General features: G+C 69.9%; 19 protein-coding genes and 1 riboswitch. Of the genes, 6 read left to right on the top strand and 13 right to left on the bottom strand.

Translation table 11 applies throughout. The features are described 5' to 3' along the window. Positions 1 to 19: 19 nt before the first annotated feature. Positions 20 to 871: a sulfurtransferase gene (locus AB0I51_RS45710; RefSeq protein ID WP_362984998.1), complete on the bottom strand. Its 852-nt coding sequence runs from the start codon at positions 869 to 871 to the stop codon at positions 20 to 22. A 317-nt stretch (positions 872 to 1,188) separates the two neighbouring features. Here AB0I51_RS45710 and AB0I51_RS45705 point away from each other — a divergent pair, with 317 nt between their 5' ends. Beyond that, a complete protein-coding gene (locus AB0I51_RS45705; RefSeq protein WP_362984996.1) occupies positions 1,189 to 1,992 on the top strand; it encodes a VOC family protein in 804 nt (267 codons plus the stop codon). 585 nt (positions 1,993 to 2,577) lie between these two features. Here the strand turns inward: AB0I51_RS45705 and AB0I51_RS45700 are convergent. From AB0I51_RS45700 to AB0I51_RS45685, 4 genes are all read right to left on the bottom strand, one after another. Beyond that, positions 2,578 to 3,225: a thymidine kinase gene (locus AB0I51_RS45700; protein ID WP_362984994.1), complete on the bottom strand. Its 648-nt coding sequence runs from the start codon at positions 3,223 to 3,225 to the stop codon at positions 2,578 to 2,580. Between the two features lie 43 nt (positions 3,226 to 3,268). After that, complete coding sequence (locus AB0I51_RS45695; protein ID WP_362984992.1) at positions 3,269 to 4,459, bottom strand: nucleotide pyrophosphatase/phosphodiesterase family protein; 1,191 nt, start codon at positions 4,457 to 4,459, stop codon at positions 3,269 to 3,271. Then, positions 4,459 to 5,046, bottom strand: a complete 588-nt coding sequence (locus AB0I51_RS45690) for a DUF5998 family protein (RefSeq protein WP_019072945.1) — start codon at positions 5,044 to 5,046, stop codon at positions 4,459 to 4,461. The genes AB0I51_RS45695 and AB0I51_RS45690 overlap by 1 nt, the downstream gene beginning before the upstream one ends. Positions 5,047 to 5,165: 119 nt before the next feature. Further along, on the bottom strand, positions 5,166 to 7,970 hold the full coding sequence (locus AB0I51_RS45685; RefSeq protein ID WP_362984989.1) for a GNAT family N-acetyltransferase: 2,805 nt from the start codon (positions 7,968 to 7,970) through the stop codon (positions 5,166 to 5,168). A 188-nt stretch (positions 7,971 to 8,158) separates the two neighbouring features. Here AB0I51_RS45685 and AB0I51_RS45680 point away from each other — a divergent pair, with 188 nt between their 5' ends. Continuing rightward, complete coding sequence (locus AB0I51_RS45680) at positions 8,159 to 8,440, top strand: HPr family phosphocarrier protein (RefSeq protein ID WP_019072943.1); 282 nt, start codon at positions 8,159 to 8,161, stop codon at positions 8,438 to 8,440. A gap of 161 nt (positions 8,441 to 8,601) precedes the next feature. On the opposite strand, the gene AB0I51_RS45675 is transcribed toward AB0I51_RS45680, so the two are convergent. The 4 genes from AB0I51_RS45675 to AB0I51_RS45660 all read right to left on the bottom strand — a co-directional run bounded on the left by AB0I51_RS45675 (position 8,602) and on the right by AB0I51_RS45660 (position 13,367). Continuing rightward, a complete protein-coding gene (locus AB0I51_RS45675) occupies positions 8,602 to 9,297 on the bottom strand; it encodes a GntR family transcriptional regulator (protein ID WP_362984987.1) in 696 nt (231 codons plus the stop codon). A gap of 187 nt (positions 9,298 to 9,484) precedes the next feature. Beyond that, entirely contained in the window at positions 9,485 to 10,240 is a 756-nt protein-coding gene (locus tag AB0I51_RS45670; protein ID WP_362984985.1) for a M23 family metallopeptidase, read from the bottom strand. 13 nt (positions 10,241 to 10,253) lie between these two features. Next, a riboswitch (cyclic di-AMP (ydaO/yuaA leader) is annotated at positions 10,254 to 10,417 on the bottom strand. Positions 10,418 to 10,617: 200 nt separating this feature from the next. Continuing rightward, positions 10,618 to 12,006 carry a pitrilysin family protein gene (locus tag AB0I51_RS45665; RefSeq protein ID WP_362984983.1) on the bottom strand — a complete coding sequence of 463 codons (1,389 nt, stop codon included), beginning with the start codon at positions 12,004 to 12,006 and terminating at the stop codon, positions 10,618 to 10,620. Then, complete coding sequence (locus tag AB0I51_RS45660; RefSeq protein WP_362985014.1) at positions 12,003 to 13,367, bottom strand: pitrilysin family protein; 1,365 nt, start codon at positions 13,365 to 13,367, stop codon at positions 12,003 to 12,005. The genes AB0I51_RS45665 and AB0I51_RS45660 overlap by 4 nt, the downstream gene beginning before the upstream one ends. A 333-nt stretch (positions 13,368 to 13,700) precedes the next feature. On the opposite strand from AB0I51_RS45660, the gene AB0I51_RS45655 reads away from it, so the two are divergent. Then, positions 13,701 to 16,157 (top strand): DNA topoisomerase IV subunit A, encoded by a 2,457-nt coding sequence (locus tag AB0I51_RS45655; RefSeq protein WP_362984981.1) that lies wholly within the window; start codon positions 13,701 to 13,703, stop codon positions 16,155 to 16,157. A gap of 16 nt (positions 16,158 to 16,173) precedes the next feature. Here the strand turns inward: AB0I51_RS45655 and AB0I51_RS45650 are convergent, their stop codons facing one another. After that, entirely contained in the window at positions 16,174 to 17,313 is a 1,140-nt protein-coding gene (locus tag AB0I51_RS45650) for a GTP-binding protein (protein WP_362984979.1), read from the bottom strand. Between the two features lie 324 nt (positions 17,314 to 17,637). On the opposite strand from AB0I51_RS45650, the gene AB0I51_RS45645 reads away from it, so the two are divergent. Further along, positions 17,638 to 18,189 carry a DUF6082 family protein gene (locus tag AB0I51_RS45645; RefSeq protein WP_362984977.1) on the top strand — a complete coding sequence of 184 codons (552 nt, stop codon included), beginning with the start codon at positions 17,638 to 17,640 and terminating at the stop codon, positions 18,187 to 18,189. A gap of 137 nt (positions 18,190 to 18,326) precedes the next feature. After that, entirely contained in the window at positions 18,327 to 18,563 is a 237-nt protein-coding gene (locus AB0I51_RS45640; protein ID WP_201048181.1) for a hypothetical protein, read from the top strand. Positions 18,564 to 18,681: 118 nt separating this feature from the next. Here the strand turns inward: AB0I51_RS45640 and AB0I51_RS45635 are convergent, their stop codons facing one another. Both AB0I51_RS45635 and AB0I51_RS45630 read right to left on the bottom strand, forming a co-directional pair. Then, positions 18,682 to 19,242, bottom strand: coding sequence for a hypothetical protein (locus AB0I51_RS45635; RefSeq protein ID WP_362984975.1), 561 nt, complete (start codon positions 19,240 to 19,242; stop codon positions 18,682 to 18,684). Between the two features lie 37 nt (positions 19,243 to 19,279). Then, the gene (locus AB0I51_RS45630; protein WP_362984973.1) at positions 19,280 to 19,930 is read right to left on the bottom strand and encodes a hypothetical protein; all 651 of its coding nucleotides are present in this window, start codon (positions 19,928 to 19,930) and stop codon (positions 19,280 to 19,282) included. A 401-nt stretch (positions 19,931 to 20,331) separates the two neighbouring features. On the opposite strand from AB0I51_RS45630, the gene AB0I51_RS45625 reads away from it, so the two are divergent. After that, the gene (locus tag AB0I51_RS45625) at positions 20,332 to 20,544 is read left to right on the top strand and encodes a hypothetical protein (RefSeq protein ID WP_362984971.1); all 213 of its coding nucleotides are present in this window, start codon (positions 20,332 to 20,334) and stop codon (positions 20,542 to 20,544) included. 6 nt (positions 20,545 to 20,550) lie between these two features. Here the strand turns inward: AB0I51_RS45625 and AB0I51_RS45620 are convergent, their stop codons facing one another. Then, on the bottom strand, positions 20,551 to 20,862 hold the full coding sequence (locus tag AB0I51_RS45620) for a hypothetical protein (protein WP_362984969.1): 312 nt from the start codon (positions 20,860 to 20,862) through the stop codon (positions 20,551 to 20,553). Positions 20,863 to 21,250: the final 388 nt, after the last annotated feature.

The raw sequence follows: 21,250 nt of genomic DNA, 5'->3' as shown, positions 1-21,250 counted from the left end.
CTTCGCCGTCGTACGGGCGTCACTGGGGATCAGGGCCCACGGCCACCGGGCGCTCCGGGTCCGCCGACCACTCCGACCAGGAGCCGACGTAGAGTCCGGCCGGAATGCCCGCCACCGCCAGGGCCAGCACCTCGTGGGCGCCCGAGACGCCCGAGCCGCAGTACACGCCGACGCCCGCCCCCTCCGTGGCACCCAGGGACTTGAAGCGGGCGGCCAGGTCCTCCGCCGGGAGGAAGCGGCCGTCGGCGCCCACGTTCTCGTTGGTCGGCGCGGACACGGCGCCCGGGATGTGGCCGCCGACCCGGTCGATCGGCTCCACCTCGCCCCGATAACGCTCCCCCGCGCGGGCGTCGAACAGAACCCCGCTACGAGCCAGCGCGGCGGCCCCGTCCGCGTCCAGGAGCTCCACTGCACCCGGCTCCGGCGTGAAGTCGCCCTCGGCCGGCGCCGGCACATCGGTCTCCAAAGGACCCTCCCAAGAGGGAAGGCCGCCGTCGAGGACCCGCACGTCCGGGTGACCCGCCCAGCGCAGCAGCCACCACGCGCGGGCCGCCGCCCAGCCCTGGCCGCCGTCGTACACGACGACCGCGCGGTCGGCCGATACGCCCGCTCGGCGCATCGCGGCGCCGAAGCGCGCGGTGTCGGGGAGGGGGTGCCGGCCGCGGGCGCCGGGGGGCGAGGCGAGTTCCTGGTCGAGGTCTACGTAGACGGCGCCCGGGATGTGCCCGGCCGTGTACTCGGCGCGTCCGTCGAAGGGCGGTTCACCTGCGGCCTTCGTGACGCTGAGCTGCCAGCGGATGTCGAGGAGGACCGGCGGGGTCGTCCCGGCCAGATCGCTCGCCAGTTCGGATGCGGAGATGATGGCGTTCATGGCCACCATCCTCGCGCAAGGGGTGGCCGACGCGGCCGGGTCCGACTACTCTGCCCGCCGGACAGTCTCGATCACGAGGCGTACGGGATCGAGCACATGGTGTACAACCGATGGACACCCCACGGCAATCAAGCGGAAACGGACGAGGAGCCACAGACCGGGCATCCTCCGTACGTGAGCCGCCCGCCGACGGCGCGGCCGGAGAGCGCAGTGCCGCAGGGGGTGCGAGCATCGGCTCGGGGCGTGACGCGGCTGCGTCACGCGGATCCGCAGTGCGGAAGAAACGGCCACCGCGAGGGGTCGAGGAGAAGGTGACGATGACCGAGGCACGGGGGTCGGCCGGCCTGAACGGCGACACACACACTCGGCGCACTCAGGGCACACCCTGCTGGGTGAGTCTCATGGTGCACGGCATGACCACGACTCAGGAGTTCTACGGAGAGCTGTTCGGTTGGGAATTCCAACCCGGTCCCCATCAGCTCGGCCCCTACGCGCGGGCCCTGCTGGACGGGCAGGAGGTGGCCGGCATCGGCCAGCTGCCGCCGGACCGGCATCTGCCCATCGCCTGGACGCCGTATCTCGCCTCGGACGACGTGGACCAGACGGCCGAGACGGTACGGATGTGCGGCGGCACGGTCGGGGTGGGCCCTCTGGACGCCGCCGAGGCCGGCCGCCTGGCCATCGGCTCCGACCCGTCGGGGGCGGTGTTCGGCATCTGGCAGGTCGCGGAACACCTCGGCACGTCCATCACGGGCGTCCCGGGCACACCCGCCTGGAACGAGCTGCTGACCTTCGAGACCGCGAGCGTCGCCAAGTTCTACGAGGCGGTGTTCGGCTACGAGGAGGTCCCGGTCGAGTCCGCCGGCCTCGACTACGTCACCCTGCACCTGGACGGCACCCCGGTCGCCGGCATCCACGGCGTCGGCACCGACCTCCCCCGTGACCGGGGCCCGCACTGGATGACGTACTTCGAGGTGGCCGACACGGACGAGGCCCTCCGCCGGGTCACGGACCTGGGCGGCCACACCCTCGAACCATCCCACGACAGCCCCCACGGCCGCGTGGCAACGGTCGCGGACCCCGAGGGCGCGATGTTCTCGGTGATCCAGGGGCCGCGGTAGCTCTTCGAGCCGCTTCCAGGGTGGTGCGGGCGGATCATGGGGGTCATCGGCCGCTCCGCACACCTGGAGGAGCGATGCTTCGTCGTACGGCACCGCTGTTGACTTGCCTGCCGGCAGTTCCGGCGCCGGGTCTGGCGCCTCTGGGGACCAGTGCCGCAAAGGTCGGGGACACCCTGCACCTCACCGGCCTGAAGTCCGGCGAGGCTCTGGACGTGACGGTGACCAAGGTCGTCGAGCCGGCGCACCCGAAGGACTCCTTCCTCAAGCCGAGCCCGGGTGACCACCTGGTGGCCGTCCAGTTCCGGCTGAAGAACACGGGCACGACCGTCTACGACGACTCACCGCCCAACGGCGCAGCCGTGATCGACAAGAGTGGGCAGCGGTTCTCCAAATCGTTCAACGATTCCACAGCCGATCCGTCGTTCCCGGCAGCATCACGATCAGCCCTGGAAAGTCGGCCCTCGGCTTCATCACCTTCGAGGTGCCGAACAGTTCCCGTGTCGTCAGTGTCCAGTTCGCCATGGACAGTGGGTTCTCAGACAAAGGGGGCGAATGGCACGTGCCCTGAACCCGGAGTCGTGACCCCTAGGCCGACGTCATCGGCAGTACATCCGGGGAAAGCGCGGCCGCCCGTGCCGTAGCCGACGTCATTCGGCGGCGGTGGTGGCGGCGGCACAGGACCTCGTAGCCGATGGCCTCCGCCTGGTTGACGTCGCCGACGACCACCTGGGCGCCCTCGACGACCATCTCGCCACCTATCGTGCGGGCGTTGTGGGTGGCGCGGGCGCCGCACCAGCAGAGGGCCTCTACCTGGAGGACCTCGACGCGGTCGGCGAGTTCGACCAGACGCTGGGAGCCGGGGAAGAGCTTGGAGCGGAAGTCGGTCGTGATGCCGAAGGCGTAGACGTCGAGGCCCAGGTCGTCGACCACGCGCGCGAGTTGGTCGATCTGGACGGGCGCCAGGAACTGTGCCTCGTCGGCGATGACGTAGTCCGCGCGGCCGCCCTGGGAGAGATGGTCGACGAGATACCCGTACAGGTCCTGCTCGTCCTCGACCTCCACGGCGTCGGTGACCAGGCCGAGGCGTGAGGAAAGCTTTCCCTCGCCCGCCCGGTCGTCCCGCGTGAAGATCATCCCTGCCAGGCCGCGCGCCGAGCGGTTGTGCTCGATCTGGAGCGCCAGGGTCGACTTCCCGCAGTCCATCGTTCCGGAGAAGAACACCAGCTCGGGCATGGGGAGTTGAGCACCTTTCGGCGAAGAGGAGGACGGTGGGGCTTCAGGAGCGTACTTCGAGCAGGGGGACCAGCTGTTCGGCAGGGGTCATGGAGCCGTGGTTGCCGACCATCACCGACTCCTTCGGCTCCCGCTCGGACGCGATGACCAGGACGTCGTCCCGAGCCGCCACGATCACGTCGCCGAGACGGTCGTGGACGCGCTCGTCGACCGTCGGGCCGAACCAGCCCGCCGTGATTGCCTCGTCCCGCGACGCCACCCAGAACTGTTCGCCGAGCACCTCGCGCCAGCAGGTCAGGACGTCGTTCTCGGCGCCCCGGACCGCGTAGACATGGCGTGCGCGGCCCTCGCCGCCGAGCAGGGCCACCCCGGCGCGCAACTCCCAGTCCGCGTCGAAGTCGATGCGGTGCTCCTCGTCGAAGGGCACGTCGATCATGCCGTGGTCGGCGGTGACGTACAGCGCGCTGCGCGGCGGCAGTTGCTCGGCGAGGCGCTGGACGAGCCGGTCGACGTACATGAGCTGGCCGCGCCAGGTGTCGGAGGCGACGCCGTAGCGATGGCCCGCGCCGTCGAGTTCGGCGTAGTACGTGTACACCAGGGAGCGGTCCCCGGCGGCCAGTTGCTCGGCCGCGAGGTCCATGCGCTCTTCGCCGGTCAGCCGCCCGAGGAACGTTCCGCCGCTGAGCGCGACCTTCGTCAGCGGGGTGTTCTGGAAGGTGGGGGACGACACCTGGGCGGCGTGCACGCCCGCCTCGTGGGCCAGTTGGAAGATCGTGGGGTACGGCTGCCAGGGCTTCGGCGAGGTCCACGGGTGCCAGCGGAGCTGGTTCATCAGTTCGCCGGTGGCCGGGTTGCGCACGGTGTAGCCGGGCAGCCCGTGCGCGCCGGGCGGCAGGCCGGTGCCGACGGAGGCCAGCGAGGTCGCGGTGGTCGCCGGGTAGCCGGCGGTGAGCGGACGTCCCGTGCCACCGCGCGAGCTGCGGAGAAGCGCGTGCAGGTACGGCGCCTCGTCGGCGTGGTCCTTGATCTGCTCCCAGCCGAGACCGTCGACCAGGAAGACGCAGTTGCGGTCGGCCGCGGTCAGTTCCGGGATCGCCGCGACCGTACCGGGAACGCCCATTCCGGCGGCCAGCGTGGGCAGCAGGTCGGCGAGGGAGCCTGAGCCGTACTCGGGGACGGGCGCGGAGGCTACGGCGAGGGGTTCGGGGTGGTCCCAGGTTGCGGGCTGCGCCATCAGCGGGGTACGTCCGCGGTCGCCTCGGAGAGCGACTGTGCGAAGGCGAGGGTCTGCTGCACCGTCTCCGGGCCGTCCCCTGCCTCGCTGACGCGCAGGCTCAGGTCGTCCGCCGTCGAGTTGCCCGTGTAGCCGTGGTCGGCCTCGCAGTTGGGGTCGCCGCAGGCGGCCGGCTCCAGGTCGATCCGGGAGACGGCACCCCAGCCGATGGTCAGCACGACCTCGCGGGGCGGTGTGCCCGGCTTGTAAGACTCCGGGTTGGCGACCACGCGGCTGAGCACCACCGACGAGATCCGGCCGATCTTCACGGACTCCGTGGACGTCGTGGCGTACGGCGTCGGGGAGGTGCTGTCGGCGGCCTGCTCGTCGGTGTGGCTGACGATGAAGCGGTTGCCGGTGAGGACGAGCACGGTCACATGCCGGCGCACCTCGTTCTGGTCGAACGTGGTCTCCTGGTGGACCAGGAACGACCGGATCGGCTCGCCGCCCACGGCGGCCTCCACCGCCTCGGCCACGAGGGCCGGGTAGTAGCCGCTGCGCTCGATCGCCGCACGCAGCCCCTGGGTCGTCGTACTGGTCTTGGCCATGACGTCCATCCTACGGTGGCCCACTGACTGCGAGGCACCGCCGAGCACGGTCCTGTCACAGCCGTCTCAGTACCCGGGGTCAGCACGGGAAGCGTCCGCCGGTGCGCGGAAGGCGCCCGTCAGTACACGGGAAGCGTCCTCGGGCCGAGGTCGTCGCGGACCGGCGGTCGGGCCAGGCGGACGGAGGCGCCGAGCACGCTCAGGCCGTGCGCGGCCACGACGACCGGCTCCAGGGTCACCGCGACCACCTCGGGGTGGTCGTCGACCAGCCGCGACACCCGCAGCAGCAGCTCCTCCAGTGCAGGCGTGTCGACGGGGGTCGAGCCGCGCCAGCCGAACAGGAGGGGTGCCGTCCGGATCGACCGGATCAGCGAACCGGCCTCCCGGTCCGTGACCGGAATGAGCCGGTGCGCGGTGTCCCCGAGCAGTTGCGAGGCGGCTCCGGCGAGCCCGAACGACAGCACGGCTCCCGCCGCCGGATCGATGACGGCCCGTACGACGGTGTCGACCCCGCGCGGCGCCATCCGCTGCACCACCGGCCGCAGCTCCTCCGGGCTGCCGAACAGCTCGCCCAACTCGGCGTACGCCCGCCGCAGTTGCTCCTCGTCCGCGAGATCCAGGCGTACGCCGCCCAGGTCGGCGCGGTGTCTGAGGTGCGGGGCGGTGGCCTTGAGGGCGACCGGGTAGCCGAGGGTGCGGGCGGCCTCTGCGGCGGCCTCGGGGGTGGGTGCGGGCAGCGCGCGGTGGACATCGACGCCGTACATGCCGAGCAGTTCGCAGGTCTCGTCGACGCCGAGTGTGAGGCCCTGCCCGCGCGCGAGCAGTCCGCCGATCAGCCCGGCGGCCCCCTTCTCGTCGATGTCCTCGTACTCGGGCACCCGGCCGGGATCGACGGCCTCGCGCCGCCACTGGGCGTACTTCACGGCTTCGGCGAGGGCACGGACCGCGCGTTCGGCGGCGGGGTAGGCGGGGATGAGGCCGACGCCTTCGGGGGTCTGCACCGCGTTGGACGGTCGGTCCGCAGGTCGGGGGGTGTCGCCCCGTTTCGAAACGGCCCGCGGTGCCGTACTCATCGCGGCCGACAGCGCCGCGGCGAGTCCCCCGAGTTCCACGTGCACCACGAGCACCGGCTTCCCGGGAACAGCCTCGGCCGCCGACCGCAGCGCCTCCGCCAGCGCCGCGTCCTCCTCCGGCCCCTCCCCCACGGTGGGTATCGCGGTCACGACCACCGCATCGCAGGAGTCGTCGGCCAGTGCCCCCGACAGCGCCCGGTGGAAGTCCGCCGCTGTCGCCGCCGTCGTCAGATCCACCGGCGGCGTCGGCCGCAGCCCCTCGGAGAGGCACGCGTCGTACGTCAGCAGTCCCAGTGACTCGGAGTTCCCGACGATCGCCACCCGTGGCCCGCCGGGCAGCGGCTGGCGCGCGAGCAGCAGCCCCGTGTCGACGAGTTCGGTGATCGTCTCGACGCGGATCACGCCGGCCTGTCGCAGCAGCGCGGACACCGTGGCGTGCGGCAGGCGTGTCGCGCGTACGGCGTGCCCCTGGGGGGCGGATCCGGCGCCCTGGACCACGACCAGCGGCTTCGCCGCCGCGGTGCGCCGGGCGAGACGGGTGAACTTGCGGGGGTTGCCGATGGACTCCAGGTACATGAGGGCGACGTCGGTGTCGGGGTCGTCATACCAGTACTGGAGGACGTCGTTGCCGGACACGTCCGCGCGGTTGCCGGACGACACGAACGTGGAGACGCCCGTGACACCGGTGACGCCGCCGCCGCGACGGTGCAGCCGGGAGAGCAGGGCGATACCGATGGCGCCGGACTGGGCGAACAGTCCGATGCGTCCGGGTCGCGGCATCTCGGGGGCGAGGGACGCGTTCAGCCGTACGTCTGCGGCGGTGTTGATGACCCCGAAGGCGTTCGGCCCGATGATCCGCATGCCGTACGTGCGCGCGTGCCGGACGAGTTCGCGCTGACGCTCGCGTCCCTCGGGGCCGCTTTCGGCGTAGCCGGCGGTGACCACGACGAGCCCCTGCACCCCGTGTTCGCCGCACTCGGTGACGACCTGGGGGACGTGTTCGACCGGGACGGCGACGACCGCGAGGTCGACGGGGCCTTCGATGTCGCGCACCGAGCGGTACGCCGGCACCCCGTCGAGTTCCTTCTGCTCTTCCGGGAAGGCCTTGTTCACGGCGTACAGGCCGCCGGTGAACCCGGCGTCCCTGATGTTGTCGAGGACGCTGCGGCCCACCCCTCCCGGGGTACGTCCGACGCCGACGACGGCGACCGAGCCGGGCCCCAGCAGCCGTCGTACGGACCGCGCTTCGGCGCGCTGCTCCCGCGCGCGCTGCACGGCGAGGGACTTGTCGGTGGGTTCGAGATCGAACTCCAGGCGTACGACGCCGTCCTCGAAGCTGCGCTTCTGGGTGTAGCCGGCGTCCGTGAACACCTTGATCATCTTGTTGTTGGCGGGCAGTACCTCGGCGGCGAAGCGGCGGATGCCGCGCTCGCGGGCGACGGCCGCGATGTGCTCCAGGAGGGCGGAGGCGACACCCCTGCCCTGGTGCGCGTCCTGCACGAGGAAGGCGACCTCGGCCTCGTCGGCGGGGGCGGACGCGGGACGCCCGTCGGCACTAATGCGGTCATAGCGTACGGTGGCGATGAACTCGCCGCCGACGGTGGCCGCGAGTCCCACCCGGTCCACAAAGTCGTGGTGCGTGAAGCGGTGGACATCCTTGGCGGACAGGCGAGGGTACGGCGCGAAGAAGCGGTAGTACTTCGACTCGTCGGAGACCTGCTCGTAGAAGCTGACCAGGCGATCGGCGTCGTCGACGGTGATGGGCCTGACGCGCGCGGTACCTCCGTCGCGCAGCACGACGTCGGCTTCCCAGTGGGCGGGGTACTCGTGCCGGTCCGACGAGGTCTGCATGGGCCCCAGCGTACGGCTCGCGTCCGACAACGGCGCGAGGCAGTCTGTGGGGAAAAGCAGCGAGGGGAAGTGGGACCGAGGCCGCGGTCCGACACCCTTCTCCGGACGGTCCACGGGGCCGCTCCGGGCTCGCTTCACGTGTGGGAAACTGGTCTAGACAACCCTGAGACTCTGAAGGGCAGCATCACATGGCTGAGCGCCGCGTCAACGTCGGCTGGGCGGAGGGCCTTCACGCCCGCCCCGCCTCCATCTTCGTCCGGGCCACCACGGCCGCAGGTATCCCCGTGACGATCGCCAAGGCCGACGGCAACCCCGTCAACGCGGCCTCCATGCTCGCGGTCCTGGGCCTGGGCGCCCAGGGCGGCGAGGAGATCGTCCTCGCCTCGGACGCCGAGGGCGCGGACGCGGCCCTCGACCGGCTGGCGAAGCTGGTCGCGGAGGGTCTCGAGGAACTTCCCGAGACCGTCTGAACAACCCGCAATTGATGGTTGCGGTGTTTTCGCCGCAAAACCGATGTGCCGCAACCTCGAAGGGCTCGTCCGAATTACCGGGCGAGCCCTTCGCAATTCCATTTGCGGGCAGCAGAAATAATCCCCCGCGAATTACGCTCTCTTTGTATACGGCGCCCGTGTTAATGCCGGAGACCCGACATGTTTACGGGAGGTTGCGAAGTCCTCACACGGTCCGTGCCGTTCGCGCCGCCGGGAAAGCGCAGCCGGTGCGCGGTGCCCGCGCGCTCGGTGTGCAGGGCGGTGATCGCCCGCGCGCGCTCGGCGTCGCCGCGCGCCACTGCGTCCACGATCGCCCCGTGCTCCGCCCAGGACTCCACGGGGTTGGCCGGCGCGTCCACCACGTACATCCAGGCGATCTTGTGCCGCAGCTGGGTCAGCATCGAGGTCAGGGCGGGGCTTCCGGAGGCCTGGGCCAGCGTCTCGTGGAACCAGCTGCCCAAGGAGCGCAGATCCTCGCTGTTGCCCCTCCTGGCGCGCTCCTGGCCCAGCCTGACGAGGCCGCGGAGCACCTTGAGGTGGGCCTCGGTGCGCCGCTGGGCGGCCCGCGAGGCGCCGAGCGGCTCCAGCAGCATCCGCATCTCCAGCAGGTCGGCGGCCTCCTGCTCGGTCGGTTCCGCGACGCACGCGCCCGCGTGCCGCCGGGTCACCACGAACCCCTCCGCCTCCAGCGTGCGCAGGGCCTCCCGCACGGGGACGCGCGAGACGCCGTACCGGCGCGCGAGGAGTTCCTCCGTGAGCCGGCCGCCGCGCTCGTAGACACCGGCGACGATGTCGTCCCGGATCGCCGTGCATACCGAGTGCGCCGGAATACGCATGTCCGACCTCCGCCTTAATCCCCGTGAAACGTCGACGATTGACGTGTGTTCCGTGACTCTATTGCAATCAGCGGGAATTTCCGATGGCGGACCGGAATCCATGGATATTTTTTGGACAGAAGGGGTCCGGAAACGCCGAAAGCCCCGGCCTGCGGGCCGGGGCTCCGGGAAGTGCGGTAGTACCTCGTCAGACGTTGACGCCGTGCTTGCGGAGGTAGGCGACGGGGTCGACGTCGGAGCCGTACTCGGCGGTCGTGCGGGCCTCGAAGTGGAGGTGCGGTCCGGTGACGTTGCCGGTGGCCCCGGAGAGACCGATCTGCTGGCCCGGGGTGACCTTCTGGCCGACGGAGACACCGATGGACGACAGGTGGCCGTACATGGTGTACATGCCGTCGGCCATCCTGATCACGACTTCGTTGCCGTACGAGCCGCCCCAGCCGGCCTCGACGACGGTTCCGGAGCCCACCGCGTGGACGCTGGTACCGGTCGAGGCGTGGAAGTCGATGCCCGTGTGGGCGCCGGAGGACCACAGGGAGCCGCCGGTCTTGTAACCGGTGGACACATAGGAGTTGGCGACCGGCGCGACGAAGGTGTTGAGCCTCTTGCGCTCGGCCTCGCGGGCGGCGCGCGCCTGGGCCTCACGGGCCGCCTCGGCCTGGGCGGCGGCCTTGGCGCGGGCGGTCTCCTCGGCGAGCGTCTCGGCGGCGGCCTGCCTCTGGGCGACGGCCTGGGCGTCGATCTTCTCGGCCACGGAGTCGCCGATGGCGACGACGGGCGTGAGGCCGGTCTGTTCGGGGGCGGGCTCCGCGGCGAACGCCGGGGCGGCGGCCAGGGTGCCTACGACGCCGGAGGTGGCGAGAGCCGCGACACTCGCGGCGCGAACGGTGGTGCGGTGGGTCCGGCTCGGGCGACGGTGCTTCCCGGTGGCGCGGGTGAACGCCATGAAGTGGCTGGTCCTTTCCTTCCTTCTCGCCTACCGGGTTAGCTGACGGGTTCGGAGCAGGAAGGTCTCCTACGGACTCCCCCGCCACGCGCGCGGGCGTCCGATTCACCCCAGGGACTCATGTGGGTCCCCGGCTCCCCTGGCTCGCGCCGTACGGGGACTCGGCGATGACTGTCCGGTGCCGCGAGTGCGGCGCGGTGCCTGACGGACAGCCGGACCGACGCTAAGGGGGGCCACTTTCAATCCCCAAACGGATCACGGGTTTTGTTGCGCATGCCACAGGGCAGACGGGCAACCTCTCCCCCAATTCGGACAATAGGGAGCCCTGGTGACGCTTCAGTCACCAGGGCTCCCCCACGCGCGTGCCGCTACTGCGTCTACTCCGCCGGAACGACGGTCACTTCGCCGATGCCGAGGGCCTCGACGGGCTCCTTGATCTGCTCCGCGTCGCCGACGAGGATCGTCACCAGACGGTCCACCGGGAAGGCGTTGACGACCGCCGCGGTGGCCTCCACGGTGCCGGTCGCGGCGAGCTGCTGGTACAGCGTCGCCTGGTAGTCGTCGGGCAGGTGCTGCTCGACCTGGTCGGCCAGCGTGCTCGCCACGGCGGCGGCGGTCTCGTACTTGAGCGGCGCCACCCCGACGAGGTTCTGCACGGCGATGTCCCGCTCGGCGTCGGTGAGTCCGCCCTCGGCGAGCTTGCGCAGCACCGTCCACAGGTCGTCCAGGGCCGGACCCGTGTTCGGGGTGTCCACGGAGCCGCTGATGGCGAGCATCGACGCGCCCGTGCCGTCCGGTGCCGAGCGCAGCACCTGGCCGAACGCCCGCACACCGTAGGTGTAGCCCTTCTCCTCGCGCAGGACGCGGTCCAGGCGGGAGGTGAGGGTGCCGCCGAGGCAGTACGTGCCGAGCACCTGGGCCGGCCACACGCGGTCGTGCCGGTCGGCTCCGACGCGGCCGATGAGCAGCTGCGTCTGGACGGCGCCGGGCCGGTGCACGATCACGACCCGCCCGGTGTCGTCGGCGGTCACCGGCGGCACGGGGCGCGGCTGGCCGGCGGGGCCGGTCCATGAGCCAAGGGTGTCGGCCAGCAGCGCGTCCAGGTCGATGCCGGTGAGGTCACCGACGACCACGACGGTGGCGGTCGCGGGGCGGACATGCCGGTCGTAGAAGGCGCGTACGGCCCCGGAGTCGATCTTCTGGACGGTCTCCTCGGTCCCCTGGCGCGGGCGCGACATGCGCGCGCTCGCCGGGAACAGCTCCTTGGCGAGCTCCTTGGCCGCGCGGCGGGACGGGTTGGCCGTCTCGTGCGGGATCTCGTCGAGGCGGTTGCGGACCAGCCGCTCGACCTCGCTGTCGGCGAAGGCGGGCGCCCTGAGGGCGTCCGACAGCAGGCCGAGACCCTTGGCCAGGCGCGAGGCCGGGACCTCCAGGCTCAGCCGGATGCCGGGGTGGTCGGCGTGCGCGTCGAGGGTGGCGCCGGAGCGCTCCAGCTCGGCGGCGAACTCCTCGGCGGAGTGCTTGTCGGTGCCCTCGGAGAAGGCACGTGCGGTGATCGTGGCGACACCGTCCAGACCGGCCGGTTCGGCCTCCAGGGGCGCGTCGAGGAGCACCTCGACGGCGACGACCTGCTGGCCGGGGCGGTGGCAGCGCAGCACGGTCAGGCCGTTGCCGAGCGTCGCGCGCTCGGGCGCCGGGAAGGCCCACGGCCTGGCCTCGCCCGCCTGGGGCTGCGGGTGGAATTCCATCGTGGCGAGCTCGGTCACTTGGCCGCCTCCTCGTTCTCGTCGCCGGCCTCGGCCGCTGCTGCTTCGTCGTCGGCATCCTCGTCCGCGATCGGCTCGTAGACGAGCACCGCGCGGTTGTCGGGCCGCAGGCGCGCCTTGGCGACCTCCTGGACCTCCTCCGCCGTCACGTCCAGGACGCGCTGTACGGCGGTCAGGGCGAGCTGCGGGTCACCGAACAGGACGGCGTACCGGCACAGTTCGTCCGCGCGGCCCGCGACCGTGCCCAGCCGGTCCAGCCACTCGCGCTCCAACTGGGCCTGGGCGCGCTCCATTTCCTCGGCCGTGGGGCCCTCCGCGGCGAACCGGGCGAGCTCCTCGTCGATGGCGGCCTCGATGACGGGCACCTCGACGTCCCCGGACGTCTTGACGTCCAGCCACCCCAGGGAGGGTGCTCCGGCCAGCCGCAGCAGACCGAAGCCGGCGGCGACGGCCGTACGGTCGCGTCGTACGAGGCGGTTGTAGAGGAGCGAGGACTCGCCGCCGCCGAGGATGGTGAGGGCGAGGTCGGCCGCGTCGGACGCGCGCGTGCCGTCCTCCGGGAGCCGGTAGGCGCACATCAGGGCGCGGGCCGGGACCTCCTCCTCGACGATCTCGCGCAGTTCGCCGCCCATCGTGTCGGGCAGTGAGCCGTCACGGGGTGTGGGCTTGCCGTCGTGCGCAGCGATGGACCCGAAGTACTTCTCGATCCAGGCGAGCGTCTGCTCGGGGTCGATGTCGCCGACCACGGACAGCACGGCGTTGTTGGGCGCGTAGTAGGTGCGGAAGAACGCGCGCGCGTCCTCCAGGGTGGCCGCGTCCAGGTCCGCCATCGAGCCGATGGGCGTGTGGTGGTAGGGGTGGCCCTCCGGGTAGGCGAGGGCGGTCAGCTTCTCGAAGGCCGTCCCGTAGGGCACGTTGTCGTAGCGCTGGCGGCGCTCGTTCTTGACGACGTCCCGCTGGTTCTCCATCGACTCGTCGTCCAGAGCGGCGAGCAGGGAGCCCATGCGGTCGGCCTCCAGCCAGAGGGCGAGCTCCAACTGGTGGGTGGGCATGGTCTCGAAGTAGTTGGTGCGTTCGAAACTGGTGGTGCCGTTGAGCGAACCGCCCGCGCCCTGCACCAGTTCGAAGTGGCCGTTGCCCTTCACCTGTCCGGAGCCCTGGAACATCAGGTGCTCGAAGAGGTGAGCCAGGCCGGTACGCCCCTTGACCTCGTGGCGGGAACCGACGTCGTACCAGAGGCACACCGCCGCGACCGGGGTCAGGTGGTCCTCGGAGAGCACCACGCGCAGACCGTTGGCCAAACGGTGTTCGGTCGCTGTCAGACCGCCGGACCCTGCCTCGGCGGTGGCCGTGTGACCCATGGGCATGTACGTCCCTTCGATCGCGGATTCTCTGGCTGGAACCGCAGAAATCCTGCTCGTCCCGCCACTGTATGCAAGCGTGCGGACCGTCGGCGAAGTTCCCGGCGGACGTACGCCGAGAGCGAGATCGCGTAGCCTGCGGGCAGTCGCACACGTGGACCCACGCGGCAGCCGTCGGTGACGGAGCCGAGCGGCCAACGCCGGGTCCTGGTCCGCGTTGTCAGTGCCGCGGTCCACAATGGTTCACGTCAAGACCCCGTTCACGCTTCAGCAAGAGTGAGCCGAAGGGGAGCGACCCCCAGGCGAGCGACCAGAAAAGAGGAGCCGGCAGCGATGGCCCGCCGCAGCACGAAGACCCCGCCGCCCGACGACTCGTTCGAGGAGCGGATCCTCGACATCGACGTCGTCGACGAGATGCAGGGCTCCTACCTTGAGTACGCCTACTCGGTCATCTACTCCCGGGCCCTGCCGGACGCCCGGGACGGCCTGAAGCCGGTCCACCGCCGGATCGTCTACCAGATGGACGAGATGGGCCTTCGCCCCGACCGCGGCTATGTGAAGTGCGCGCGTGTCGTCGGCGAGGTCATGGGCAAGCTGCACCCGCACGGCGACGCCTCGATCTACGACGCCCTGGTGCGCATGGCCCAGCCCTTCTCCATGCGCGTCCCCCTGGCCGACGGCCACGGCAACTTCGGCTCGCTGGGCAACGACGACCCGCCCGCCGCCATGCGGTACACCGAGTGCCGGCCGTCCGAGGCCGCGAACCTGATGACCGAGTCGATCGACGAGGACACGGTCGACTTCGCCCCGAACTACGACGGCCAGGAGCGGGAGCCGGTGGCCCTGCCCGCCGCCTTCCCGAACCTCCTGGTGAACGGCTCGTCGGGCATCGCCGTCGGCATGGCCACCAACATGCCGCCGCACAACCTGGGCGAAGTCATCGCGGCGGCCCGCCATCTGATCCGCTATCCGAACGCGGACCTCGACACCCTGATGCGCCACGTCCCCGGCCCCGACCTGCCGACGGGCGGCCGGATCGTCGGCCTGAGCGGCATCCGGGACGCGTACGAGACGGGCCGCGGCACGTTCAAGATCCGCGCCACCGTCGCCGTGGACAACGTGACGGCGCGCCGCAAGGGCCTCGTCGTCACCGAACTCCCCTTCTCCGTGGGCCCGGAGAAAGTGATCGCCAAGATCAAGGACCTGGTCGGTGCGAAGAAGCTGCAGGGCATCGCCGACGTCAAGGACCTCACCGACCGCGCGCACGGCCTGCGCCTGGTCATCGAGATCAAGAACGGCTTCGTCCCGGAAGCGGTCCTGGAGCAGCTCTACAAACTGACGCCGATGGAGGAGTCCTTCGGCATCAACAACGTGGCGCTGGTGGACGGCCAGCCCCTCACGCTGGGCCTCAAGGAACTCCTGGAGGTCTATCTCGACCACCGCTTCGACGTCGTACGGCGGCGCAGCGAGTTCCGCCGCACCAAGCGGCGCGACCGCCTGCACCTGGTGGAGGGCCTGCTCACGGCGCTCGTCGACATCGACGAGGTCATCCGGATCATCCGCTCCAGCGACAACTCCGCGCAGGCGAAGCAGAGTCTGATGGAGCGCTTCTCCCTGTCGGACATCCAGACGCAGTACATCCTGGACACGCCGCTGCGCCGGCTCACCCGGTTCGACCGGATCGAGCTGGAGTCGGAGATGGAGCGCCTCACCGCGGAGATCGCCGAGCTGAGCCGCATCCTGGAGTCGGACACCGAGCTGCGCAAGCTGGTCTCGACCGAACTGGCCGCGGTGGCCAAGAAGTTCGGCACCGACCGGCGTACGGTCCTGCTGGAGTCGGCGGGCGCCCCCGACGCCACGGTGCCGCTCCAGGTGGCCGACGACCCGTGCCGTGTGCTGCTCTCCTCGACGGGTCTGCTGGCCCGCACGGCGAACGGCGAGCCCTTCCCGGAGGACGCCGAGGCCCGGCGCGTCAAGCACGACGTGATCGTCTCGGCGGTCCCGGCCACGGCCCGCGGCGAGCTGGGCGCGGTCACCTCGGCCGGCCGCCTGCTGCGCATCAACGTCGTCGACCTGCCCCAGCTCCCGGAGACGGCGTCCGCGCCGAACCTCTCCGGTGGCGCGCCGGTCTCGGAGTTCGTCTCCCTGGACGAGGGCGAGACGGTCGTCTGCCTGACCACCCTCGACGAGTCCTCCCCCGGCCTGGCCATCGGCACGGAGCAGGGCGTTGTCAAGCGCGTGGTCCCCGACTACCCCACGAACAAGGAGGAGTTGGAGGTCATCACGCTCAAGGACGGCGACCGGATCGTCGGCGCGATCGAATTGCGCACCGGCGAGGAGGACCTCGTCTTCATCACGGACGACGCCCAACTCCTGCGCTACCAGGCCTCCCAGGTGCGCCCGCAAGGCCGCCCGGCCGGCGGTATGGCGGGCATCAAGCTCACGGACGGCGCGAAGGTCATCTCGTTCGCGGCGGTCGACCCGGCCGTGGACGCGGTCGTCTTCACGGTCGCGGGCTCGCGCGGCACGCTGGACGACTCCGTCCAGACGACGGCCAAGCTGACCCCGTTCGACCAGTACCCCCGCAAGGGCCGTGCGACCGGCGGCGTCCGCTGCCAGCGCTTCCTGAAGGGCGAGGACTGCCTGTCCCTGGCCTGGGCGGGCGCCGTACCGGCCAGGGCCGCACAGCGGGACGGCACCCCGGCCGAACTCCCGGAGATGGACCCGCGCCGCGACGGCTCGGGCGTGTCCCTGCCGAAGACGGTGTCGGTGGTGGCGGGGCCGGTGTAGCCGGCGCCCTCGGGCCCTAGGGTTCCGAGTAGGGATCAAACTCCACCTCGGATTCCGGTTCCTGATCCTCCGGTTCTTGTACGTAACGCAGGACGCCCCACATGCCGTGCTCGTCGGCGTGTGGGGCGTCGCCGTCCTGGCACGCCTCCAACTCCTTGCCGAGCGCGGCCAGTTCGAGACCGGTGCCGATCAGCACGAGCTGCGTGAGCCGGGCGTCTCCGCTCGCCCAGGGCTCGGGATAGAACCGCAGGAACCGTCCTACGGCGTGCACGGCGTACCGGTTGCGGGGATCGTGGGCGCCGAAGTCGACGTACCCCTTGATCCGGTAGAGCCCCTCGGGCCTGCTGTCCAGGAACCCCATCAGCCCGCGCGGATCCATGGGCACGTCGGAGGCGAAGGAGAGGCTGTCGTAGGCGGTGTGCAGATGGCCCGCATGGTCGTGCTCGTCGCCGGTGTGCTCGTGCAGGTCGTCGAAGGTCAACTGCCCGACGCGCTCCTCGCTGGGCCTGCAGTCGAAGAGGAACTCCGGGTCGATACGGCCGTAGGTGGCGGGCACCACGGCGGCCCGGTCGGTGAGGGAGCTGACAAGTCCGAGGACGCGCGGGGCATCGGCTGCCGCCCGGTCGAGCTTGTTGACGACGACCAGGTCGGCGAGGGAGAGATGCCGGTCGATCTCGGGATGCTTCGCGCGGGTGTCGTCGAACTCGGCGGCGTCGACGACCTCGACGAGTCCGCCGTAGACGATCCCCGGGTGTTCGCTGGCGAGCAACATGCGCACCAGTTCCTCCGGTTCGGCGAGTCCGCTGGCCTCGATGACGATGACGTCGATACGGGTGGAGGGGTGGGCGAGCCGCTCCAGATAGACGTCGAGTTCACTGACGTCGACGGCGCAGCACAGACACCCGTTGCCGAGCGAGACGGTCGAGTCGCCGAGGGCCCCGGCCACGGCCAGCGCGTCGATCTCGATCGCCCCGAAGTCGTTGACGATGGCGCCGATACGGCTGCCTCCGCTGCGGTGCAGGAGGTGGTTGAGCAGGGTCGTCTTGCCGGAGCCGAGGAATCCGGCGAGGACGACGACGGGGATCTGCGGGGGGCTTGGAACCGGTGTCCCGCTTTCGCTCGGGCTCGGGTGTGCGCTCGGGTTCTGCGGGCTCAACGTGCGACCTCTTTCACGCCGACGCGTGCACCGGATCGCGGTCGGGTGCACGTACGGAGGTTGAATGCCGCCCCAGGATACGAGCCGGAAGAATCGCCGCGAAGTGAACGATTGTTAGCACGCCTTGCGGGGCACACGTTGGGGAAGGCGCCGGTTCGTGCGACCCTCGCTTCCCTCCGTGCGCCTCCTCTCCGCCTCCCTGCCGATCAGAGCCGCTCGGCACTCTGGGAGACGGCAAGCGCCGCCCATCGCTCGCCGGTCCCCGTCTTCACCAACCCGCACCCGACGGCCGGCGGACGGCCGCCTGATTCGGGGGTTGTTGACATGGCCACACGGAACAAGGGTGTACGAGGGCTGGGCACTGTGGCTGCGGGCTTGATGCTCGCCACCGCTACGTTGAACCTCGCCTCGCGTCAGCGACGACTCGAAGAGGCCCGCCTGCAGGTGCGGCGGTTGGAGCTTGAGGAACTGTCCGCGCGGCGACGGGCTCTGGCCCACCAACAGCGCATGCACTGGGAGTTGCTGTCCAAGGCCATCGACGACCCCGCTCTCGCCGAGGTGATCGATACCTATGACAGGGACATCCCGGCGGCCAAGAGGCGTCAGTACTTTTACGCCAACGCCTGGTACGCCAATCTGTACCACCTCTACCGCGCGGGGATCCTGGACCAGGAAGAGTTGTACGGGCATCTGCGCGAACTCTTCCAAAGCCCCGTCCTGCGGGAGTACTGGGAGGCCTCAAAGGGCACCCGCGCCTCGCTGAAGGGCGGGTCGGAAGAGGCCAAGATCGGACGCATGGTCGACGGCCTGCTCAAGGACCTGGACGAGGCCGACACGGACGAGTGGTGGGTGGTGGGCAACCCTCCCGGGCCGTGATCAGGACACCCTGTCGATGGTTCGAGCAGGGCGACACGAGCAGTTGGCCTTTTTTCAACTGGCCACGTGCGCACCACTCGCACCAGTAACGTGCTGCCGATCACTGTGTCAATCTCCCTGACTAAGGACCGGTATCTTTGAAAATTGTGCGCCGCATCGGTGTGCCGCCGAGCGTCCGTGGCAGTGCTACGGGAACCAGTTGCCCGGACGTGTTCGAACTGAGCGACGGTAATTTCGCCGTCATCGGTACCGAGGCCACCGAGGCTCTTGATCATGAGCTCCCCGCCGATGCCTCCCGTGCCGACTACGAGCGCATTGTCATCGTGAGCAGAGAGACCCTGATCCGCGCCAAGGCGGACATCCCCGACGCCTGAGTCACGAGAGCGCGTCCGCACCGGACTCGTCCCGTACACGCTTCGCCCAGCCGCGCACCACCACCGAGCGACTCGGGTACCTACCCGACGAGCAGTCCATCACCCCGTCACTGCTCGATCACCACCCATGAGGCCTGGCGCCAGAACGGCACCAGGCCGCACGCGTTCCTTGGGCCGCTGTCAGCTCATCAGCGGCACCGCCACCGGCGCCCCCACTGGTCGTCGCGTCCTGCTTGGCGTTGTCGGCCACCCACTCGCTGGAGGGCGAGTCCGCATCCCACACCTTGGCCGAGCCGTCGGCCTTCCACACCTCGAACTGGCCGCACAGTTGGGCGTTGGCGCCGTCGGCGGACTGGACGGTCGCGTACATCTTCGGCTTGGTGGCGCTTGTCGCGAACGGCTGGGTCGAGGCGTTGCACACCGAACCCGTCGTCCCCTGCTGCACGCCTACCGGTGTCGGCACAGCGGGCTTGGAGATGTAGGTGACCGAGAGCTCGGCGTCGTCGCGGAAGCGGGCCCACGATGCGGTGGAGGTCTCGTCGTGCGCGGTGAGCGAGAACGTGATCTGCGGCTTCTGCTGGTCCACGTGATCCCGCACCGTGGTCGTCAGGTTCTCGTTGCTCTCCTGAGCCACGTTGTCGCTGAGCGCACCCAGTCCGCCGGCTGCGAGGGGCTGCACAGGCTGCCCCGGCCGTAGGAGACGTTCCGGTCGACCATCAGATCAACAGCCTTGGGGCGGCTCGACCACCGACATCGCGGCCCGGCTCGATCTGCAGACCCTGCGCCGCAACCGACATCTCCAGCCGGTCCAGGGCGGGATTGGCAGCAGCCGTAGCGTCCTTGACGATCAGTACCTGGGAGAAACCGGTACCGAGCGCGGTGACCTTGAGATCCACCCCAGGCAGCACATCCGGATACGTAGCGGAACTTCCCGACACAGCAGGCTTCGGAAGGACCGAGGGCCATGCAAGTGACAACGATTTCCCGCCCTGCGTCAGAGTGACCAAGTTCTTCTGGCCACCCCCGGAGAACGTCATATCCGTCGCAGTCGACTTGGCACAGATACTGCCGTCGCCCGACGCCTCCAAGGTCGTGTCGATCGCCGCCCACGAACCGTCAGCCCGACGGGCCCGGACCGGCGCCGCATTCGTCTCCTGCGTGAACGTGCCATCAGGATTGGCAAAAACCTGCGACGTCTCGGTGCGCTGCGCCGTGACCTCGACCCGGTCTCCCGATGCGACTGCGGCTGCGGACGCCGCTACTTCCGGACTCTTGGGCTGTGATGCTGCGGATCTCGCTATCTGCTGCGGTGCGGCCAAGGCCGGTTCTACCGCTGCCAGCCCTGCGACAACAGATGCCATCGCCACGACCGCACACCATCTGCGACGCCGATGGCGCCGCCCCCCGTTCCCCCACAGCTACACCCCAGAAAGTTCACGGATTACCCACAGATCCGTCAAGTCTTCTGATCAGTGCATGCCACGGTCAAGAGTGACGATGATCACGCTCCATGGAATCGTCGCAGGCCAGATGATGGGCAGCCCCCACAAATTAGGTTGAATTGATCACTCGCCATCGGGAAGTGCTGGCGCTGCCCACGACGTCAGGCAATCCACAGGTCAGGGAGATCCGAGACGGGTGCGTAGGCGGCTTGCGCACCCCCGGACAACGTGCGGCTCGCCCACCGATTCCACGATCAACCCCTCGGACATCGATACGTCCAGCAGCAGCTACGCTCGCGCCCACATCGAGAGGGAGGGTGATCACTATGGCCATGGGGCTCGCAGGTCTGCCGAGCAGAGAGTGGATGATCAAAGACGCGAAGGGTCGAAAATACAGTTACGACTCGGAGGAAGAGGCGTTCGAGGAACTCCCCGAACACGGGGAAGGCGCCACCGTCTGGACCCGCGAGGTCTATCGCGTCATGTTCGTGACCAAGTCGATCGATGGATGGAAGCAGATTCCCAGTCCCCGGGCTTAGCTTGTCCTACCGTTTTGGCGCGGACGCGGCAACGGTGACCTGGGCGGTCCAGGACCCGGGTTCCTGGGGCAGATCCCAGGTCACATCGACGCGCGCTTCGTGGAAGTCGTGCGCGAGTACCACCACCATGGCCGCCGAGGCGGCTCGTGCCTCGGCTGGGCCGGCGTTTATCGGAACGTCGGTGAGGCGCCCGCAGTGCGTCCCGCCGTCCACGGTGAGGACACTGTGGCGCCAGCCTTCCGGCGTCGCAAGCAGGACGATGCCCTTCGGCATGCCGAAGAGAGGTCGCCTCTTCTTCTCCCGCTTCCGTCTCACCATGGAGCCATCCAACCTGGTCGGCTTCCTGACGTTTCAAGCGGGCGGGACTTCAGGTGCCGCGGCGGAGCTTGGTGCCGACTTTAGTGGTGGGCGGGACGGCTGAACGCCTCGCCGGTGGCGAGGACTCGCCCGACGTCGTGACGGGTGGCCGGTTGCTGATTCTTTGACGGGCCTCGCGTTTTCCGGACAGGCTTCTGACCGTTTATTTCACGCGGCGATTCGCAACTTCTCGTACTCGGCATGGACTTCGTGCGGAGGGCGGTAACCCTGTGGGGCTCAGAAAGTCATCGTTGCAGGTCAGCGACGCAGCGCACCTTCGGTGCGCGCCGGGGGCGTGGTAAATCCTGTGGTGCGCGCCGAAGGTGCTTCTGTCTGCCCTGACGGGGGC

Origin of the sequence: Streptomyces sp. NPDC050549 (assembly GCF_040655035.1) — a bacterium.
Classification (GTDB): domain Bacteria; phylum Actinomycetota; class Actinomycetes; order Streptomycetales; family Streptomycetaceae; genus Streptomyces.
This window is presented reverse-complemented; position numbering and strand designations above follow the sequence as displayed.

Bases quoted from the DNA above. Each gene is read 5' to 3' on its own strand.
- AB0I51_RS45710 (WP_362984998.1), bottom strand. From the start codon at position 871: ATGAACGCCATCATCTCCGCATCCGAACTGGCGAGCGATCTGGCCGGG.
- AB0I51_RS45705 (WP_362984996.1), top strand. From the start codon at position 1,189: ATGACCGAGGCACGGGGGTCGGCCGGCCTGAACGGCGACACACACACT.
- AB0I51_RS45700 (WP_362984994.1), bottom strand. From the start codon at position 3,225: ATGCCCGAGCTGGTGTTCTTCTCCGGAACGATGGACTGCGGGAAGTCG.
- AB0I51_RS45695 (WP_362984992.1), bottom strand. From the start codon at position 4,459: ATGGCGCAGCCCGCAACCTGGGACCACCCCGAACCCCTCGCCGTAGCC.
- AB0I51_RS45690 (WP_019072945.1), bottom strand. From the start codon at position 5,046: ATGGCCAAGACCAGTACGACGACCCAGGGGCTGCGTGCGGCGATCGAG.
- AB0I51_RS45685 (WP_362984989.1), bottom strand. From the start codon at position 7,970: ATGCAGACCTCGTCGGACCGGCACGAGTACCCCGCCCACTGGGAAGCC.
- AB0I51_RS45680 (WP_019072943.1), top strand. From the start codon at position 8,159: ATGGCTGAGCGCCGCGTCAACGTCGGCTGGGCGGAGGGCCTTCACGCC.
- AB0I51_RS45675 (WP_362984987.1), bottom strand. From the start codon at position 9,297: ATGCGTATTCCGGCGCACTCGGTATGCACGGCGATCCGGGACGACATC.
- AB0I51_RS45670 (WP_362984985.1), bottom strand. From the start codon at position 10,240: ATGGCGTTCACCCGCGCCACCGGGAAGCACCGTCGCCCGAGCCGGACC.
- AB0I51_RS45660 (WP_362985014.1), bottom strand. From the start codon at position 13,367: ATGGGTCACACGGCCACCGCCGAGGCAGGGTCCGGCGGTCTGACAGCG.
- AB0I51_RS45655 (WP_362984981.1), top strand. From the start codon at position 13,701: ATGGCCCGCCGCAGCACGAAGACCCCGCCGCCCGACGACTCGTTCGAG.
- AB0I51_RS45645 (WP_362984977.1), top strand. From the start codon at position 17,638: ATGGCCACACGGAACAAGGGTGTACGAGGGCTGGGCACTGTGGCTGCG.
- AB0I51_RS45625 (WP_362984971.1), top strand. From the start codon at position 20,332: ATGGCCATGGGGCTCGCAGGTCTGCCGAGCAGAGAGTGGATGATCAAA.
- AB0I51_RS45620 (WP_362984969.1), bottom strand. From the start codon at position 20,862: ATGGTGAGACGGAAGCGGGAGAAGAAGAGGCGACCTCTCTTCGGCATG.